Source organism: Peribacillus sp. TH14 (assembly GCF_016651145.1).
GTDB lineage: Bacteria > Bacillota > Bacilli > Bacillales > DSM-1321 > Peribacillus > Peribacillus butanolivorans.
Genome location: NZ_JAEKEK010000001.1, coordinates 4,775,130 through 4,794,302 on the forward strand (window position 1 = coordinate 4,775,130; position 19,173 = coordinate 4,794,302).

At 36.9% G+C, this 19,173-nt stretch carries 16 protein-coding genes and 1 pseudogene; all 17 read left to right on the forward strand.

Features of this window, described 5'->3' with window-relative positions:
• The first annotated feature begins 78 nt into the window (after positions 1–78).
• Entirely contained in the window at positions 79–999 is a 921-nt protein-coding gene (locus tag JFU50_RS23185; RefSeq protein ID WP_252433200.1) for a carbohydrate ABC transporter permease, read from the forward strand.
• Between the two features lie 89 nt (positions 1,000–1,088).
• Positions 1,089–1,847, forward strand: a complete 759-nt coding sequence (locus JFU50_RS23190) for a carbohydrate ABC transporter permease (RefSeq protein WP_201187862.1) — start codon at positions 1,089–1,091, stop codon at positions 1,845–1,847.
• A 380-nt stretch (positions 1,848–2,227) separates the two neighbouring features.
• Complete coding sequence (locus JFU50_RS23195; RefSeq protein ID WP_201184990.1) at positions 2,228–3,133, forward strand: ROK family protein; 906 nt, start codon at positions 2,228–2,230, stop codon at positions 3,131–3,133.
• A gap of 19 nt (positions 3,134–3,152) precedes the next feature.
• Positions 3,153–4,319 carry an SIS domain-containing protein gene (gene agaS / locus JFU50_RS23200; RefSeq protein ID WP_201224330.1) on the forward strand — a complete coding sequence of 389 codons (1,167 nt, stop codon included), beginning with the start codon at positions 3,153–3,155 and terminating at the stop codon, positions 4,317–4,319.
• A gap of 361 nt (positions 4,320–4,680) precedes the next feature.
• A pseudogene (locus JFU50_RS23205) lies at positions 4,681–5,607 on the forward strand (hexose kinase).
• A 13-nt stretch (positions 5,608–5,620) separates the two neighbouring features.
• Positions 5,621–6,610, forward strand: a complete 990-nt coding sequence (lacD, locus tag JFU50_RS23210; RefSeq protein WP_201184986.1) for a tagatose-bisphosphate aldolase — start codon at positions 5,621–5,623, stop codon at positions 6,608–6,610.
• A 154-nt stretch (positions 6,611–6,764) separates the two neighbouring features.
• Complete coding sequence (locus JFU50_RS23215; protein WP_201184983.1) at positions 6,765–6,992, forward strand: hypothetical protein; 228 nt, start codon at positions 6,765–6,767, stop codon at positions 6,990–6,992.
• A 572-nt stretch (positions 6,993–7,564) separates the two neighbouring features.
• Positions 7,565–8,044, forward strand: coding sequence for a PTS N-acetylgalactosamine transporter subunit IIB (gene agaV, locus JFU50_RS23220; RefSeq protein ID WP_201184981.1), 480 nt, complete (start codon positions 7,565–7,567; stop codon positions 8,042–8,044).
• 193 nt (positions 8,045–8,237) lie between these two features.
• Positions 8,238–9,014 carry a PTS N-acetylgalactosamine transporter subunit IIC gene (gene agaW, locus JFU50_RS23225; protein WP_201184978.1) on the forward strand — a complete coding sequence of 259 codons (777 nt, stop codon included), beginning with the start codon at positions 8,238–8,240 and terminating at the stop codon, positions 9,012–9,014.
• Positions 9,004–9,819, forward strand: a complete 816-nt coding sequence (locus tag JFU50_RS23230) for a PTS system mannose/fructose/sorbose family transporter subunit IID (protein WP_201224331.1) — start codon at positions 9,004–9,006, stop codon at positions 9,817–9,819. Before agaW ends, JFU50_RS23230 begins: the two co-directional genes overlap by 11 nt.
• Before the next feature lie 46 nt (positions 9,820–9,865).
• Positions 9,866–10,282, forward strand: a complete 417-nt coding sequence (locus JFU50_RS23235; protein WP_201184974.1) for a PTS sugar transporter subunit IIA — start codon at positions 9,866–9,868, stop codon at positions 10,280–10,282.
• 25 nt (positions 10,283–10,307) lie between these two features.
• A complete protein-coding gene (gene nagA / locus JFU50_RS23240) occupies positions 10,308–11,456 on the forward strand; it encodes an N-acetylglucosamine-6-phosphate deacetylase (protein WP_201224332.1) in 1,149 nt (382 codons plus the stop codon).
• A gap of 274 nt (positions 11,457–11,730) precedes the next feature.
• Positions 11,731–12,669, forward strand: a complete 939-nt coding sequence (locus tag JFU50_RS23245) for a hexose kinase (protein WP_201224333.1) — start codon at positions 11,731–11,733, stop codon at positions 12,667–12,669.
• A gap of 260 nt (positions 12,670–12,929) precedes the next feature.
• Positions 12,930–13,799, forward strand: coding sequence for a class II fructose-bisphosphate aldolase (locus JFU50_RS23250; RefSeq protein ID WP_201184967.1), 870 nt, complete (start codon positions 12,930–12,932; stop codon positions 13,797–13,799).
• A 401-nt stretch (positions 13,800–14,200) separates the two neighbouring features.
• The gene (locus tag JFU50_RS23255; protein WP_201225165.1) at positions 14,201–14,455 is read left to right on the forward strand and encodes an HPr family phosphocarrier protein; all 255 of its coding nucleotides are present in this window, start codon (positions 14,201–14,203) and stop codon (positions 14,453–14,455) included.
• A 157-nt stretch (positions 14,456–14,612) separates the two neighbouring features.
• Positions 14,613–17,111: a glycoside hydrolase family 31 protein gene (locus JFU50_RS30980; protein ID WP_242489086.1), complete on the forward strand. Its 2,499-nt coding sequence runs from the start codon at positions 14,613–14,615 to the stop codon at positions 17,109–17,111.
• Positions 17,111–19,054, forward strand: a complete 1,944-nt coding sequence (locus JFU50_RS30985; RefSeq protein WP_242489087.1) for a discoidin domain-containing protein — start codon at positions 17,111–17,113, stop codon at positions 19,052–19,054. Before JFU50_RS30980 ends, JFU50_RS30985 begins: the two co-directional genes overlap by 1 nt.
• The last annotated feature ends 119 nt before the right edge of the window (positions 19,055–19,173 follow it).

Below are 19,173 nucleotides of genomic sequence, written 5' to 3' on the forward strand. Positions count from 1 at the left end.
TGAAGAAGAGAAGATGTTTCTTCTCTTCTTTCCTTAAAAGGAGTGAATACAGTGAAGGAACATCCTCTACAGGTTGAAGTGAAAACGAATACAAAACTTAAGGTTTCTAACTTAACGAAGACAAGGAAAAGTTCAGACTTCTTTTGGGCTTATGTCATGATTGCTCCTACCATGTTAGGCTTGTTCATTTTTTACCTGTGGCCTATCATTCAGACCTTTTACTTTAGTTTCACTGAATGGGGAGCATTTGGTCATTATGAGTGGACGGGATTAGATAACTATAAGCGGATGCTCGAGGATGCTAACCTTATAAAATCGTTTAAGAATACGGGGATTTATATTATTTTTACTGTTCCAATTGGGATTTTCTTATCTATTCTAATAGCGGTACTCCTGAATCAGAAAATTAAAGGGAAATCCGTTTATCGCACATTATATTTCTTACCCGTAATTACTATGCCTGCTGCCATCGCAATGGTTTGGAAATGGCTTTATAATTCTGATTACGGACTGCTAAACTATCTTTTGTCTTTATTTGGGATCAAGGGTCCACAGTGGGTAAGTGATCCGAAAATTGCCTTATATTCGATTATTGTGGTAGCAATCTGGAGTGGAATTGGTTATAACATGGTCATTTTCCTTTCCGGACTACAAGGAATTCCAAAGTCCTATTATGAAGCAGCGGAAATGGATGGAGCGGGTCCAATCAGTGTGTTCTTTAAAATTACACTGCCACTGCTCTCTCCTGTTATTTTCTTTGTAAGCATCACTTCTTTAATTGGAGCTTTTCAGGTGTTTGATTTAATTTTCATGATGATTGGAAAAAGTAGTACAGCCTTGGAAAGCACACAATCGGTTGTTTATTTATTCTATCAGCACGCTTTCGTTTTAAACGATAAGGGATATGCAGCAGCAATCGCTGTTCTATTATTAATAGTAATCCTGATTATCACTGCAATCCAAATGGTCTTACAGAAAAAATGGGTTCATTATGACTAAAGGAGGGAGAACCATTGGAAAGAACGAGACAGTTTGTAACAAGTAAGACATTCTTTATCCATTTCGTCCTTATTGTTGGATCTGTGGCAATGGTCATGCCTTTTTTATGGATGATCTTAACCTCATTAAAAACTTATGCTGAGTCTATTCATGTTCCGCCTGTTATAATTCCGAAGGATTTCCAATGGGGGAACTATATAGAGGTTTTTGGACTTCTGCCCTTTTTCAAATTTATGTTTAATACCTTTATAATTACGGTCGTCCGGACAGCAGGGCAGCTATTTTTGTGTTCGTTAGCCGCCTATGCATTCGCTCGGATTGAATTTCCAGGCAGGAATATTCTGTTTATGTTAGCTTTATCGGTATTAATGGTACCAGGCCAAGTGTTTTTACTCCCGCAATATATGATTATGGTGGAACTTGGCTGGTTAAACACATTACAGGCGGTAATAGTCCCAGGTCTGTTTAGTGCATTCGGTACGTTCCTGCTAAGGCAATTCTTTATGGGGCTTCCAAAAGAACTAGAAGAGGCAGCCAGACTTGATGGCTGTAACCATTTCCAAATTTATTGGAAAATAATGCTTCCCCTCGCCAAACCTGGTTTGATTGCTTTGGGTATTTTCACTACTCTTTGGAGCTGGAATGAATTGATGTGGCCAATGATTGTGAATAGTTCTCCTGAAGCAATGACACTTTCTGTCGGATTGTCATCGCTCCAAGGTCAATATTTAACAAACTATCCTATACTTATGGCAGGCTCCTTTTTAGCGATAATGCCAATGCTGATTTTATTTATCATCTTGCAAAAACAATTTATTGAAGGAATTGCAGTAACAGGCGGAAAATAAATAGAAAAATATACATGCTTCAATAGGGCTAACTTTTAAACTAAATCTAAAATATTTCTAGAATATTGCAATATGTTGGGTTGACCCAACAAGTAGTGATGGTATAAAATAAATAAGTATAGATGGTAAGTATGGTTTTTGGAAGGCAGGCTTATTGTAGACACTTTTATACTGAATTTACGTTTTAAAAAACTCATAGTATTTTGGCTATGAGTTTTTATTAAATATAACTTGTACCAACAACCCAACTATGTAAAGAGGATATAAAAAGTCTGAAAGAATTGACTATTTTCTTTGTGGAAGTGGGAAAAAGTTTATGAAGTGTTGAGAATCGCTTGTTCACAAAGTAGACGATGGATAGGAATAAGAGGTGCAGGAAAATGAAAAAGGCAATCGGCATTGACATTGGAGGGACAAAAATTGCAGCGGGTATCATTACGGAATCGGGAGAATTGCTAAAGCGCGAGGATGTAAAAAGTGATCCTTCAGACCGGGAAAATATGTTTGCTAGAGTCATAGAAGCGGTGGAACAAGTTCTTGAAAAATCATCTTTTTCCTTAGCTGACATAGAGGGCATCGGTGTGGGTGTACCAGGTAAAGTGGATTGTGAAAATGGCATCGCTATTTTTCAAAATAATTTACCGTGGAAACAGTTCCCCATCACTGCTCGTTTACGGGAGCAATTCGGACTCGAGCAGATTAGTATTGACAATGATGTCTATATGGCGGCATTTGCCGAGTGGAAGGCTGCTCAGGTAAAGCGGAATGAGACATTTGTCTATGTGACTATTAGTACCGGAATCTCATGTTCCATCATTCAAAATGGTTCATTTTTCAGGGGGGCCGGATTCGCCGGGGAACTTGGGTTGATACCGGTACTTTCGAAGGCAGACAATAAGGGAAATAAGCGATTGGAAAAAGTGGCTGCTGGACCTGCCATCGAAAAGTTGGCAGAAAAGGAATTGCAAGTTGAAAAAATTTCCACTAAAGAAGTCTTTGCAGGCTATGCAAATGGGACTGGGGAATATCTACCCATCATTGAAGAAGTAACTGACAACTTAGCTCAAGGACTTTATACGATTTCCTGTTTATTGGATCCACATAGAATGGTTTTCGGAGGCAGTGTCATCGTAAACAATCCTTTTCTGCTTAAGTTAATGAAAGAAAAGCTAAAAAGCTACCAATTACCTGAACAACACCATATTTTAGGCCAAATGAGCATCAGCACATTGAAGCAAGACAATGGCGTCGTTGGTGCAGGATTGCGAGTATTCGAGAGATTATAAAAAAAGAGGAGTGTCGGAGATGTTTACACTTGATAAAGAAAAATTAGTATCGTTAGGTGCATCGATTACAACAGAGGAAATCAAGCAACAACCTGTTTTATGGGATGAAACCTATTCATTGTATACAAAGAAACACGTAGAGATTCAAGCATTTTTGCAAAAACTGGCTGAGCAACATGAACGAATTCGTGTCATTTTTACAGGTGCTGGAACTTCTGCCTATGTCGGTGATACGGTCACACCTTATTTAAAAGGAAAAGTGGATGAAAAAAAGTGGGAATTGCTGAGTGTACCGACTACCCATTTGGTGTCTAACCCCTATGAATTTTTAAAAGCAAATTTCCCAACCTTGTTGGTTTCATTTGCTCGAAGTGGCAATAGCCCCGAAAGTGTGGCTGCCGTAAAATTAGCTGAACAAATCGTAACGAACTTCTACCAGTTAACGATTACTTGTGCAAATGATGGCGAGTTAGCGATAAGGGCAAAAGGTGATGAACACAATCTTTTGTTATTGATGCCCGAAAGAGCCAATGATCAAGGATTTGCTATGACCGGAAGCTACTCATGCATGGCGCTAACAACATTACTCGTTTTTGATCCGCTTCCATTGGAGGAAAAAGGGTCAATTGTCCAAACGATTCGCCAAATGGGTGAAAGTGTTATTCGTAGAGAAAAGGATATCCAAAAAATCATCGATCGTGATTTTGAACGGATCATTTATCTGGGCTCAGGAAGTTTAGAAGGCTTAGCTAGAGAATCGCAGTTAAAGGTATTAGAGCTAACAGCTGGTAAAATTGTTACCGCATTTGATTCGCCATTGGGATTCCGACACGGTCCTAAATCATTTGTCAATGAAAAGGCGTTGGTTTTTGTTTTTGTTTCCAATCATCCTTATACACGTCAATATGATTTGGATATGTTAAATGAATTGCAGCGAGATAACATTGCCAACTACATTTGTGCCATTGAAGTCGAAGGCAAAACCAGATTTGTTGGGAACACGTTTTTATTCGGCAGAGATGCTCAATCCGTACCGGATGCTTACCTGGCATTACCTTTTGTCATGATTGGGCAAACTGTCTCACTACTAGCTTCCGTAAAAGTCGGTAATAAACCGGATACACCTTCACCGACCGGAACGGTTAATCGTGTAGTTAAAGGCGTAACCGTATACGAATATGAGTAAATAGAATGTACTTGAACGCTTAAGTAGTTTTATAGAATAAAGGGAAAGAAGCATGTCAACATTTATTTTCGCAGATAAGTTTTTCTTGAAGGTGGTAGTTCCTGGTTTTCTGGAAATTAAAGATGGAGAATTCGATATTTATTAAGAAAATAGACCCGATGGATCAGCAATGAGGTATTGCCACTGCCGCAGAAACCATTTATATGGCATGTACTGCACTTGCTAAGAGTGTTCAGTTCGATAATGAATGTGGGAAAAATTGCTGACTATATTGTGTTTAATCCTGAGCTGATTTAATCGCGACTTACATGAATGGTGTTTGTCGTTATCAAACCTAAACACAACCAGAAAGAGTATTTCGATGATTTTAGCTGTAACAATGAACCCATCGGCCGATATTTATTATCCGGTTGATCGATTCAAGTTTGACGATGTCAACCGGGTAGAAACGGTACGAAAAAGGGCTGGTGGAAAAGGCTTGAATGTTGCCCGAGTGATCGCACAGATGGAAGAAGAGGTCTTGTCGACAGGTGTGTTAGGCGGAACGATTGGTGATTACATTGTTCAGGAATTAAATAAAAGTAATATTCCCAATGACTTTTTGAAAATCAAAAATGAATCAAGAAATTGTATCGCTATTATTCATGAGGGAATGCAAACAGAGATTTTAGAATCTGGACCGACGTTATCCAAAGAAGAAGGGACAGCTTTTTTAGAAAAATTCGAATGCCTGCTTACAACCGCTTCACTTGTTACGATTTCAGGAATTTTACCGAAAGGGTTACCAACTCACTATTACCGTAAAATGGTTGAAATCAGTCGTAATAAGGGAAAGCCCGTGATAGTTGATTCGTCAGGGGAATCGTTATAACAAGTCTTGATACATGAGAAAAAACCATTTGCCATCAAGCCGAATACTGCGGAATTGTCTCAGCTGTTGGGCTTCGAAGCTGAGGCTGGAATCATCGATTTGAAACAAATGTTAAACCATGAGATTTTTAAAGGGGTTGTCGTGTCCATGGGTGATAAAGGCGCCTTTGTCAGGCATTGGGACGATTATTATCAGGTTACGATTCCAAAAATAGATGTGGTCAATCCTGTAGGGTCCGGAGATGCGAACGTTGCTGGGTTAGCTGTGGCACTGAACCGAAATCAAACGGTGGAGTCTGTACTGAAAACGGCTATGACCACAGGAATGTTAAATACCATGGAAGCCGTAACCGGTTTTATTAATATAAACAAATTTAAACAGTACTTTGATTTAGTAAAAGTGGAAAAAATAGATTGATAGGAGAATGCAAATGTTAGATCTCACCAAAAATAAATTAGAAGCTCTTAAACGTTTATCGGATGAAAATGGCGTGATTGGAGCATTAGCCATTGATCAACGTGGCTCATTGAAAAAAATGATTGCGTCTGGGGATGCAAATCAAGTGGGAGATGAAGGTATCATCCGTTTCAAAGAATTGGTTTCTGAGGAATTAACACCGCTTGCAACTGCTATTCTATTGGACCCAGAATATGGTTTACCGGCAGCAAAGGTCCGCGACAAGAACGCAGGTTTATTAGTGGCCTATGAAAAAACCGGTTACGATGCGTCAGAAGTGGGCCGGTTGCCTGATTTATTACCGGAATGTTCAGTAAAACGTTTGAAGGAAGCCGGCGCTGATGCTATCAAATTCTTACTTTATTATGATGTAGATGAAGAAGAGAAAATCAATAACTATAAGCATGTCTATATGGAACGGGTTGGATCCGAGTGTGCGGCTGAAGATATTCCATTTTTCTTGGAAATAGTCTCTTATGATGCTGGAAATAATGATGTGAAAAGTAAAGAGTACGCAAAAGTGAAACCGAATAAAGTGATCAGGGCCATGAAGGAGTTCTCCAAACCTCAATATCAAGTTGATGTGTTGAAAGTTGAAGTTCCGGTAGATATGTACTTTGTGGAAGGTTATGCGGAAGGCGAAATTGTTTACAGTAAAGAAGAAGCTGCATTTCTTTTCAAAGAACAGAGTGAAGCAACAGAACTGCCGTTTATCTTCTTAAGTGCAGGGGTAAGTGCAAAACTATTCCAAGAAACATTGAAATTTGCCAAAGAATCCGGTTCTACCTTTAACGGTGTGTTATGTGGCCGGGCAACCTGGAAAGATGGTGTGGCATCATTTGCTATAAATGGAGAACAAGCAGGACGTGCCTGGTTACAAGATACAGGTAAAAGAAATATTGAAGAACTGAATGTAGTATTGAAAGAGACAGCCAGTTCCTGGTTCGAGAAAGTAAAAAAATAATTCAATTTAAGCGCTGTGTCTTTTAATGAAGACAGGAATTAGAGGTAAAAAAAGCGATTCATCAACTGGTTCAACAATTAATGAATCAAGCGGTTGTCACTCAGCTAATTGAGAGGTAAGATTCAATGCCCTCAATCAAATCCTATCGTCCTGCATGTATTTTTACGAAGTGGAAGCTGCCGGGGGAGGGGGTGCTTACCGTGAAATCCCTGAGTTACTGGAGGAAATGATTGAACATGCGTGCTCAGGGATTATAGAAGATTATTTTGATGAAAAAGAAATTTATTCAAGCAAAATTGTGAACTTTCTGGCCGCTATTCCTTCATCAGTTAATCAGTTTTTTTATGAAAAACCTCAACAGAATCCGGCGTCTGCAACCTAGTATATCTATGAGTTCATTGACTGCCTTTTCTTTATTTGGTATGGAAGCGCTTTCGAATAAGAGGGGGGATTATTTGTAATGCTGAGTGGTTAGTCGATTCTATAACAGGGAGTATTGAGGCAATTTTAGAATTTGTCTTTCAGGAATACTAGGGCAGCTTTCATACGAAGCAGCATTGAAGATGCTTGAACTATCTGCAAGTCAAGTTGTCACGATTCATGATTCATCACTAGGTTTTCGTAATGGTCCGATATCAATTGTAAATGAATTATTTATGTCACAAGATTGATAGATTAAGAGAATTAGCTGCAGAACAATCAGGTTTCAGTAAACTTTGTGATTTTCACATTGTGCTGTTAATATTATTTTCGCTTAAGCGCTGGCTATGAAAAAGTCAATTCAACTCGGTGTTACTCCAGATAATCCAAGTCCAAATGGTCGGATAAATCATGTTGTTAAGGGTGTAACAATTCATGACTTTAAATAATGGAATATTCGTACTTTAAATCCAAGTTGAAATTCAAATCTTAAAATGTCAGAAAAAAATTTCATTTATGAAAGGAAGAATTTTTATGTCAGCTCCAAATATTTTATTAACCAGAATTGATAATCGTTTAATACATGGACAAGTGGGGGTTACATGGGTCAACCATTTGGGGGCAAACTTAATTGTCGTTGCGAATGACAAGGTATCCACAGATGAAGTTCAACAAAATTTAATGGATATGGTATTGCCTGATGTTATTCAATCACGCTATTTTTCAATACAAAAAACGATTGACGTCATTCATAAAGCGTCTCCTCGTCAAAAAATATTCTTAGTTGTAAAAGATGTGCATGATGCATTGGCACTAAAAGAAGGTGGAGTGCCAATCGATCAGTTGAATATTGGAAACATGCATTATGAAGAAGGAAAAAAACAGATTTCATCTACTGTATCTGTTGATGAAAAAGATATGGCTGCATTTAAACGTCTGGACGAACTAGGTGTGAAGTTAGATTTAAGAAGAGTACCAAGCGAAAAGGGACAGAATATATTAGATTTATTTTAAAAATAATTGGATTAAAGTAGAAAAGTCTGGTGTGTGAACAACGGGATGTCCGCATTTTTAGGTATGTGTAGGATCAGCAATAAATTTAGCAAAGATCCTTCAATCTCTAGCGAGGTCCCGTCTTTTCTAGTGCCACCAAGAACATCGTGGATAACATTAAATCACCTATATTTTTACAAGGGAGAGTAAACCTATGTTAATTGAAGCATTATTAATTGCTTTATGGGCTGGGATTATCGGTGTCGATCTATTTAATGGGTTGACACATATTCACCGTCCGGTAGTTACGGGGCTTGTAGTTGGTCTTATTTTAGGGGACGTTCAGACTGGATTAATGGTTGGGGGAACTTTGGAGTTAATTTGGATGGGGATGGTGCCACTTGCTGGTGCACAACCTCCTAACGTTGTTATTGGTGGAGTAATTGGAACCGCATTTGGTATTATTGCTGGTCAGGATCCTACCGTTGCAGTTGGGGTAGCAATTCCTTTTGCTGTAGCAGTACAAGGGTTAATCACTTTATTTTTTACAGCATTTGCACCAATGATGCACAAAGCCGATCAATTTGCACTTGAAGGAAATTATAAAGGTATTGAGCGAATAAATTATTTAGGCTTGGCGATTCTGTTTACATTTTATGCTGTAATTGCGTTTTTACCAATTTTCTTTGGGGCAGAAAAAGCAGCAGGATTTGTTGAAACAATACCACAATGGATTATTGGTGGTTTGTCCATTGCTGGGGGCATAATGCCAGCGATTGGGTTTGCAATGTTATTGAAAATTATGATGAAAGTCGAATATATCATGTTCTTTATTATCGGATTTGTAGTAGCTGCTTATTTAAAAATGCCTATTCTGGCAATTGCATTAATCGGTTTGGCAATCGCATTGTATGATTTTTACCAAAATAAAGAAAAACAAGGTCCAAATAAATATCAGCCTGGCGAGGAGGAGATTACCGATGGCATCTAATCAATATGAAGATGTAACTGAAGCCCCAGATTTACAACCGAAACAATTACGAACCCTAGCATGGCGCTCTCTACTATTGCAGGCTTCTTTTAACTATGAACGTATGCAATCGGCTGGATGGCTTTACTCCATTTTGCCAGGTCTACGTCACATTCATAAAAATAAAAAAGATTTAAGTAAATCAATGAAAGACCATATGGAATTCTTTAATACCCATCCGTTTTTAGTAACATTTATTATGGGTGTAATTTTAGCTATGGAACAAAAGAAAGAAGATAGAGAGGCTATTCGTGGAATTCGTGTTGCAATGATGGGCCCTCTTGGTGGTATTGGGGATGCAATGTTTTACCTTACTTTACTACCGATTACAGCGGGTATTGGTGCTTCATTAGCAGTAGAGGGGAATCCCCTTGGACCATTCGTATTTTTAATCGCATTTAATATTATTCACTTTGGTGTCCGGTTTGGATTAATGAAGTATGGATATAAAACAGGTGTTAATGCAATTGCAAAGTTAAAAGAAGGTACAAAATTTGTATCCCGCGCTGCATCTATCGTAGGTTTAACAGTAGTTGGTGGATTAATTGCAACATATGTATCGTTTAAAGTTGATTATGTTTGGAAATCTGGAGAGGCAAAATTAAACATACAAACAGGTGTATTAGACCAAATTATGCCAGCAATGCTTCCGTTAGCATATACGTTATTAATGTATTGGTTACTTAAAAAAGGTCGTTCACCTTTAATGTTGATTGGCCTAACTGTAGTAGTCGGTTTGATTGGATCATTCTTTAATATTTTATAAATTTCATAACAAAAACAGAAATCGTTGATGCGAGAGGATGAGGTAAATGATTGGAATTGTGATAACAGGACACGGTTCTTTTCCAACTGGTATGCTTGAGTCAGTTAAGTTAATTGCAGGAGATATAAAGCAAGTTGAGGTTATTCCGTTTGAAGAAGATGTAGAAAAATTAAAGCAAATTGTCGTAAAAGCGATCGACAATGTTGAAACAGGAGCAGGTGTTGTATGTTTTACCGACTTAGCGGGTGGAACACCATTTAATGTGTGCTCCAAGATTGCTTCGGGTAAAGAAAATGTTCGAGTGATAGGTGGAACAAATGCCCCAATGTTGTTAAGTGCTTTATTTCAACGAGAACTCAGTCTTGATACGTTTATCGATAAAATGTTAAAAGATGGTAGGGAAAATATTAAGGAATTTATATTAAAACAAAAACAAACAGAAGAAGATGTGGCTGGAATATAAGTGGAAAAAAGGAAGCGTATACTAGATGGAATACTATATAAAAGCAAATCGATTTTTACTTGAAAATGAAGAAAAATCGGGTGGATATTTGAAAATAATTAATGGAATATTCGGCGAATTTGCCGAGACTATTCCATTAGGTTCCTTAGTGGTTGATTGGAGTGGACATATAATTGCCCCTGGTTTATTTGACACCCATATTCATGGAATTAAAGGATATGACATAATGGACGGAACTACGGAAGCAGTTCATGAAATCTCGAAAGCAATCTTACAACTTGGTGTTACGCGTTTTTTACCAACAACATTGACATCGTCTAAAACAGATTTGGATCAAACTATTTTCGCGATAACAGAAGCGGTCAGACAAGGACTACCTGGCGCACAATCAGAAGGTATTTTTTTGGAAGGCCCCTACTTTTCTGAACAACATAAAGGAGCACAGAATCCTATTTATTTTCGAGATCCAGATTATTCAGAGTTCCGAGAATGGCAATCGCTTTCGGAGGGGCAAATTATAAAAATTGCTCTAGCTCCTGAACGAGAAAACACTTTAAATTTTATTGAGAAAGTTAGTAAAGATGGTGTATTTGTCACCATCGCACATACTGAAGCAAGTTATGAATGCTGTAAGAGTGCAATTACTGCGGGTGCCCAAAACTTTGTTCATTTATTTAACGGTATGTCAGGATTACATCATCGTAACCCAGGTGCGGTGGGTGCGGCATTAATGGATACACGCACATTTTCGGAATTAATTTGTGATGGCTTTCATGTACATCCAGACATTGCAACATTGGCATTACGTGTTAAAGGGGACAAGCTTGTACTAATTACGGACTGCATGCGTGCAGGGTTAATGCCCAATGGAGAATATCAACTAGGAGAATTCACTGTTGTAATGAAGGATGGTATGGCCCGAACAGAAACAGGGTCATTAGCAGGTAGTACTCTGAAACTTATTGATGGAGTAAAGAATTTACAAGGTTGGAGCAATAAACCATTGTATAAAATATGGCACAGTGCCTCATTATCACCAGCAGCAAGCATAGGAAAAGATACGAAGTTTGGTAGCATATCAAGTGGAAAAATAGCTGATTACGTAGTCCTGGATGAGGAGTTAATTGTTCAAGCCACAGCTGTTGATGGTGAAGTTAGGTATAGAAGAGATTGAAGTGATGTGACGTATATAAACGTCCGATAGAAATTTAGGATAATAGTGATATTCATTTTCCTGTAAAACTAGAAAGCTAAAATCTATTTTCATATGAAGAGAAAGTATCGTGGGAGTAAAGTTAGAAAGGAAGGTTATGCTGTACCGGCCTTTAACATTATAACTTAGAAACCATTCAAACTGTCATTGAAGATGCAATTGAAATAAGATCACTCTGGCCTTTTTCGTTTAACATTCAATATCATTACTAAAAACCTATTAGGGGGTGATATAAGTGATTTTGACGGTTACAATGAATCCTTCTGTGGACATTAGTTATAAACTTGATAAATTTTCACTTGATACAGTTAACCGAGTTAATGATGTTTCGAAAACAGCAGGTGGAAAGGGGCTAAATGTTACTAGGGTATTACATCAGCTTGAGGAAGAAGTTGCTGCAACTGGGTTTTTAGGCGGGAATTTGGGGGATTTTATACGAAATGAAATTTCTATGCTTGGGATCCAAGACTTTTTTGTAGGGGTTACTGGCGACACTCGTAACTGTATTGCTGTAATTCATGAAGGTAATCAAACAGAAATCTTGGAAGGTGGCCCTGAAATTAAGAATGAAGAAGCTACTTCCTTTTTAGAAAGTTTTACTTCCTATGTTCAGCAGGTTGAAATTATTACAATTTCCGGAAGTTTGCCGATAGGTTTGCCTAATGATTTTTATGATGATTTGCTTAAAATTGCCGGGGCAAATAGCACATTAGTTTTACTTGATACAAAGGGTGAGTTGCTTGAAAATGCATTAAATAGTAAAAATAAACCTTTCTTAATTAAACCAAATCAGGAAGAATTAGCCGATTTACTAGGTGGAAAATTTGAAAATGAGGATCAAATTATTGAAGCTCTAAAGTCACCTATGTTTGAAGGTGTGCCATGGATTGTTGTCACGTTAGGTGTAGACGGGGCAATGATCAAGAGTAATGCAAATGTTTATCGTGTGCAAATACCTAAAGTTAAAGCAGTAAATCCAGTTGGATCGGGGGACTCCGTAATTGCGGGTTTCGCGACTGGGCTATCCCGTAAGCTCAAAGGTGAAGATTTAATAAAATTTGGACTAGCAATGGGAGTACTGAATGCACTAGAAGAAAACACCGGACATATTAATCCTGAAAACATTAATTGGTGTATCGAGCAGATACATGTAGAAGAAATATTATTATATTGATGATCACTACTAAATTATATAAATAATGTCGATTCCTTTAATAGTAGGGTTAAGGGTTTTACTGAAATGTTAGATGAAGGGTATTTGTAAGTTTAACACTCTTAGAGTAAGAAAATACACGTATTCAATTACCAGTAAGTTCCTAAACATAGATTTTACGTCAAAAGATAACAAGCGACAAGAACTACTCGATGCAAAAACTAAGGAATCCATTGCTGTACTTATGAAAATGCAATCACAATTTAGGAGGAAAACTAATAATGACACTTATATCAACGACACCAATGCTTGAGAAAGCAAAACAAGATATGCACGGTATTGTCGCGTTCAATGTTCACTCATTTGATAGCATCTTTTGGGTGCTAGAAGCTGCTGCTGAACTAAAATCACCTGTTATTTTACAAACAACGGTTAGTACGGTTAAATCACTCGGTGCTAAAAACATTGTTCAGGTCGCGAAAGCTGCTTCCGAACACTACCATATTCCAACTGGTTTGCATCTTGACCATTGCACGGACTTTGAAGTGATTAAAGAAGCCATTCAAGCTGGCTATACATCGGTCATGATTGATGCATCTATGTATCCGTTTGAAGAAAACGTCGAAAAAACAAAAGAAGTGATGAATCTCGCTAAGTCACTTGGCGTTAATGTTGAAGCTGAACTTGGCAAAGTAGGAGGCGTAGAGGACGATATCGTGGTAGCGGAGGAAGATGCTCAAAAAGCCGTACCAGAAGAATGTAAACAATTTGTTGAATTGACAGGTGTACTAACACTTGCACCAGCAATTGGCACTGCACATGGTATTTACAAGGGCAAGCCAGAGATTGATTTTGAGAGAATTGCCCAGATTGCGCAACTTGTAGACGTTCCACTCGTTCTACACGGTGGCTCTGCGATTCCTGACGAAGACGTATATCGCTGTGTATCTCTAGGTATGGCGAAAGTCAACGTATCAACAGAATTGAAAAATGCCTACTCAGAAGCAATTCGTAAGCATTTTGAGGATGAGTCGGAAAGTCTTGACCCACGTGCTTACTTACAAAAAGCAAAAGAGGCTGCCAAAGAGATGGCTAAATCTAAAATTAGAATGGTAGGCAGCGAAGGGAAGGTTGTACCATCGTTTGTATGAGCTAAAGTCTTAATTTCCGTAATACAACTTAACTTACTTATAATTGGTGGTTCTGGAGCAAAAATAATCAAAATAGAAATACCAACATGAAGCTTAACTAATAAAAAGGGATCTTTTATTCGTAATTACTACCATTAGGGTTAATGTTAATATAATGTTCGGAATTTAGGTGATAGTTTTAGTTGTTTCTTGATAGAGTTTCAAGTTTTTCACCAGAACTGTTTCGATAACCCCAACTTTGTTGGGTCATCGATTAGTTATTAAAAATCGGTCCATTAATTTCATTCTTCTCGTTTAGAAGAGAAGCTGATTAGAACATGTTGGACCATAAGAAAAAGAATATTGATTTCGTAATGGTAAAAAGATGTTAATAAGAATGGAGGATTACTTATGGTTGAAAAATCTATACATTCACAAGTCACTCAGGTATCCACGCTCGACCTGGGACAGTATTAGTGGGGGCGGTTAAAGCAGTTACATCAGAAGTTTTCATTGAGTATAAAGACAAACAAGTTAACTTAAAATCAATTATGGGTGTTATGTCACTTGGCATTCCAGAAGGTGCACAAGTAAAAGTAATTGCTAAAGGTGACGATGACGAGGAAGTGTTGAAATGTGTAAATCAAGTAATGCAAACAGAAGGGCTTGGGGAATAAAGGCAAACACAATCGAAGTACACCGACAATCTAGGAAATTGTTGCATCACATTTTTTGAAGGGAGGGGTATTATGAAAAGAGTTTAGTAGTGTTTTGTCGCAAAAAAGCAAAATAATGCTTAAGGGAATAATTAATATTTTTTGGAGGTGTAGTATTTTGTTAAAAAGAAAGAAAAAGATTTCTAATAATCTTAAAAAGCTTACAAGCTTGTTTGTATTAGTCATCCTATGGTTAACAGTAGTTCCTTTAACTGGTAAAGCCTTGGAGGATAATAGTGTAAATAATTCGGCTGTTGCTAATGAAACGTTTAAAGAAATTGGCATAGTAACTAAAATCATAAAAGACGGAAATAATGTATATCTTGATTTTTCAACAGGTGAAAAAATAAAAATTAGTTTCCTTAAGGATAACCTATTTAGATTACACTTGGACCCATCAGGTGATTTTCCAGAATATCCGACTCCTAATAAACCTGATCACGTCACAAAGATAATTGACAAAAATGAGAGCGATTACAATAAAAAATACGGAAAAATAAATGTAAAGGTTAATAAAAGCGATGCTAATTTTTATAAGATTTCTACAAAATCTGTAGAGCTAAGAATTGAAAAAGCTACTTCAAAGATGAGCTTATATGATAAAACTAAATCCAAGGTACTTTGGAGTGAAAAAGTGTCACTTAAATATAATAATGAAAAAACATTGCAAACTCTAGATACAAAAGAGAATGAATATTTTTATGGTGGCGGACAACAAAATGGATACTATTCGCATAGAAATAATTCAATAAATATTGCGATTGGTGGTGGTTGGGATGCAGGTGCTGCTTCTAGTCCAATTCCATTTTATTTAAGTACAGAAGGCTATGGTGTGATGCGTAATACATTTAAGCCAGGAGTCTATAATTTCTCTAAGACAGCTACCTTTTCTCATAATGAAAAAAGATTTGATGCTTATTATTTTGTAGAAGATTCAATTCCAGAGATCATTGGTGAATATACCGAATTAACCGGTAAAGCTGCTCTTATGCCGAAATATGGGTTTTATTTAGGAAAGGCTGATTGCTATAATGGAACTCATAATGGTCATAAGGACCAAAGAACACTACTAAATAATGGACTAAAAAGCTTAAATGAATACGGCAATAATGATATGCCTCTAGGTTGGTTTTTACCAAATGATGGGTATGGGTGCGGTTATGGAGGATTAGACAATTTAAAGAGTTTTGTCGATGAAGCTAATACGAAAGATGTTGAGGTAGGCTTATGGACACAAAGTAATCTATATCCAGATCCTAGTTTACCAGAGGATAGCCCTTTACGCAGAGACCTTGACGGAGAAGTTCAAGCTGGTGTAAGAGCAATAAAGACTGATGTTGCATGGGTTGGACAAGGTTATTCAATGGCTTTAAATGCAACACGTCAAGCAGCAGAAGGAATACAAAAAGCAGAAAACTCTCAAGGAGCACGTCCTTTCGTCATTTCTCTTGATGGATGGGCAGGTACGCAACGTTATGCGTCATTGTGGTCTGGTGACCAATATGGCGGAGATTGGGAATATATAAGAATGCATATCCCAACTTACATTGGAGCAGGCTTATCAGGAAATCCAAATGTTGGTTCAGATATGGATGGTATATTTGGAGGAGATAAGGTCATTCAGACACGTGATTACCAATGGAAGGCATTCACTCCTATTCAAATAGATATGGATGGATGGGCATCTTCAGGTAACGATTATAGTAAATCGAAAAATCCTTGGAATTATGGAGAACCCTATGCATCCATTAATAGAATGTATCTAAAATTGAAAGCTCAAATGATGCCGTATATTTATACAATTGCAGAAGAATCAACATCAAAATCAATGCCTATGATTAGAGGGATGATGTTAGAATATCCTAATGACCCATATACGTATGGTACAGAAACACAATATCAATATATGTGGGGACCTAATTTATTAGTGGCACCAGTATATAATGAAAATGATCATACAGCAGGTGTAAGAAACGGAATTTACCTTCCTGATGAAAATCAAGTTTGGATCGATTATTTTACAGGTGACCAGTATAAGGGTGGTTCAGTTATTAATAATTTTAGTGCCCCATTATGGAAGACCCCTGTATTTGTTAAGGCTGGAGCTATTATTCCAATGGCACCTGAAAACAATTCTATTAATCAATTAGATGGATCTGAAAATAGAGTATTTGACGTGTACCCATCGGGTAAGTCGAAATTCACATTATATGAAGATGATGGGAAAACCAATGAATATAAAAAGGATAAAAACACTAAAACCAAGATTACTTCAGATGTTAAAAGTGAAAGAGTTGTTATAACAGTAGGGAAGGCAAAAGGAAAAGGCTACAATGGCATGGTTAAGAAAAGAGGTACAGAATTTATAGTAAATACACGTAAAAATCCAAAGAAAGTTTCTATTAAGGTTGGAGGCAAAGATGTTGTATTAAGAAAGGTCACAACTGAAAAGGAATACAAAAATTCTAATAATGTTTATTTCTTTAATGAAAATCCAAACTTAAATAAATATTCTACAGCGGGTTCAGAATTTGAAAAAACTAAGGTTGCTCTGCATCACCTAAGCTCTATGTTAAGGTTGGGAAAACGGATGTTACAGCAAATACTATTAAATTAATGGTAGATGGTTTCAATAATACCCAAGTTAAGGATGTAGTAGATGAAGCAGTACCAAATGTTCCAACAGGCCTGGGAGCAAAAGATGCAAATATTACGGATAAAAGTATCAAATTAAATTGGAATAAAGTTGATGGTAAGAATACTTATGATTTATTGATTAATGGTGTAATTTATACAAATGTGTTTAAGGCAACCGATAGTGAACAAGTACCTTTCTATGTTCATTCAGGATTAACAGCCGATACAGAATATTCCTACAAAGTTAGAGCAGCAAACTCAAAGGGAGTATCATCCTGGAGTGATGAAGCTAAAGTTAGAACAAAGCTTGATCGATATAGAAACGTTCCTAAGAATATGACAGCAAAAGCAAGTAGTGAACAACCAGGAAGCGAAGGATCTAATGCTGTAGATGGTGATGATAATACTTTATGGCATACTAAATGGTCAGATGGGAATGTATTACCTCATACCTTTGAAATTGATATGAAGTTAGCTTATCAATTAGATAAGTTAGAGTATCTTCCAAGACCTGATGCTGGAAATGGAACCATCTTAAAATATAATTTAGATGTCAGTTTAGATGGTAAAACTTACAAAAATATTATCACTAATGGAACATTTGAAAGAAATAAAGATGTTAAAACCATTTCCTTTAACGATAACGTGACAGCTAGATACATTAAGTTGACAATTACTGATGCTGTAGGAAGATTTGGTTCTGCTCAAGAATTTAGACCATATAAAAAAGATAAAACAGTAGGAACTGTTGTGGGAGAAAATATACCAAATGGTGCAATTGATGATGAAGATTTACTATTCTTTGCTAGCTACATGGGTGTTGATAACACAGATACAGCATGGGATCAGGTATCAAAGGTTGATATTAATTACAATGGGGTAATTGATGCTTATGATTTAATGTATGTAGCAGGACAATTAGGAAAAACACCACTTAAAGCAACAGGTAGGCCAACTGCTGGTTTACTAGATATTAGACCTAATAAACAACAGTTAAAGGCAGGAGAAGAATTTTTAGTAGAAATAATTGGAGTAGGATTAAAGGATATCAATGCCTTTAATTTAGAGTTGAAGTTAGATCCGAATAAGTATGAATTGGTTAAAGAATGTCAACCAGATGGTAAATGTGATTCAAGTATTGTTCAACCAACCAATGTAACTAAGGGTATGTTAAATTACTCTATACTTGCAGGTATAGGAAATACTGAACAACGGATTATGGCGGCATTTTCCAACAAAGGATCTCAACAAACATTAGAGGGTAAAAATACATTAGCCACCATAAGGCTCAAGGCTAAGAAAGATATTGATTTTGATATGCCAATAACAAGATCATTGCTGGTTAATACAGATTTTGACACAATTGATAAAATTGGAGAAGTATTAAATTCAGGTGAAGAACCAGGTGAGATAGACCAACCTGAAGAGCCAAAGGAATTATTATTAACGAAAAGGGATCTGACTGTTACAGGAGAAGCAGAAAAAATGCAAGGGGGAGCTGCGGCTTTTGACAAGCTTATAGATGGAGATCTAAGCGAGGGTTCATTGGCCGAATTGAAATGGAGCATAACATCTGAGGATGGAATTTCACTACCTTTAAATGTGGAGTTTAACTTTAATAAATCACAAGAAATTACTAGATTTGAAGTTTTTAACCGTCCACAATACACTAATGGTAAAATCAAGAAGTTAAGTGCCAAAGCATATGATGAAGCTGGAAAAGTTTATGATTTAGGTACTAAAGAGGTTACTAAAGAGGATAAATCTGTAACATTCAATATCGCTGAAGCTAAGACACAAATCCCAAATGGTACTAAGCTTACAAAGGTAGGTATTGTTTTTGAGGAATCACATAGCGGTCCTCTTATGCTATCTGTTGCTGAAGTTCAATTTACAGCTAAGAATAGTGCTTATGTGGAATAATGGCATTAGAATTCAAAATAAAAGAGACCGAGGCAATAAGCAAAGAGCGGCACCTAAAATGAATCAGATAAAAGATATTAAATAAATAATAATGTGTACCAGCCACTTCTCTAAGCTTT

Bases quoted from the DNA above. Each gene is read 5' to 3' on its own strand.
- JFU50_RS23190 (WP_201187862.1), top strand. From the start codon at position 1,089: ATGGTCATGCCTTTTTTATGGATGATCTTAACCTCATTAAAAACTTAT.
- JFU50_RS23195 (WP_201184990.1), top strand. From the start codon at position 2,228: ATGAAAAAGGCAATCGGCATTGACATTGGAGGGACAAAAATTGCAGCG.
- agaS (WP_201224330.1), top strand. From the start codon at position 3,153: ATGTTTACACTTGATAAAGAAAAATTAGTATCGTTAGGTGCATCGATT.
- lacD (WP_201184986.1), top strand. From the start codon at position 5,621: ATGTTAGATCTCACCAAAAATAAATTAGAAGCTCTTAAACGTTTATCG.
- JFU50_RS23215 (WP_201184983.1), top strand. From the start codon at position 6,765: ATGTATTTTTACGAAGTGGAAGCTGCCGGGGGAGGGGGTGCTTACCGT.
- agaV (WP_201184981.1), top strand. From the start codon at position 7,565: ATGTCAGCTCCAAATATTTTATTAACCAGAATTGATAATCGTTTAATA.
- agaW (WP_201184978.1), top strand. From the start codon at position 8,238: ATGTTAATTGAAGCATTATTAATTGCTTTATGGGCTGGGATTATCGGT.
- JFU50_RS23230 (WP_201224331.1), top strand. From the start codon at position 9,004: ATGGCATCTAATCAATATGAAGATGTAACTGAAGCCCCAGATTTACAA.
- JFU50_RS23235 (WP_201184974.1), top strand. From the start codon at position 9,866: ATGATTGGAATTGTGATAACAGGACACGGTTCTTTTCCAACTGGTATG.
- nagA (WP_201224332.1), top strand. From the start codon at position 10,308: ATGGAATACTATATAAAAGCAAATCGATTTTTACTTGAAAATGAAGAA.
- JFU50_RS23250 (WP_201184967.1), top strand. From the start codon at position 12,930: ATGACACTTATATCAACGACACCAATGCTTGAGAAAGCAAAACAAGAT.
- JFU50_RS30985 (WP_242489087.1), top strand. From the start codon at position 17,111: ATGGTAGATGGTTTCAATAATACCCAAGTTAAGGATGTAGTAGATGAA.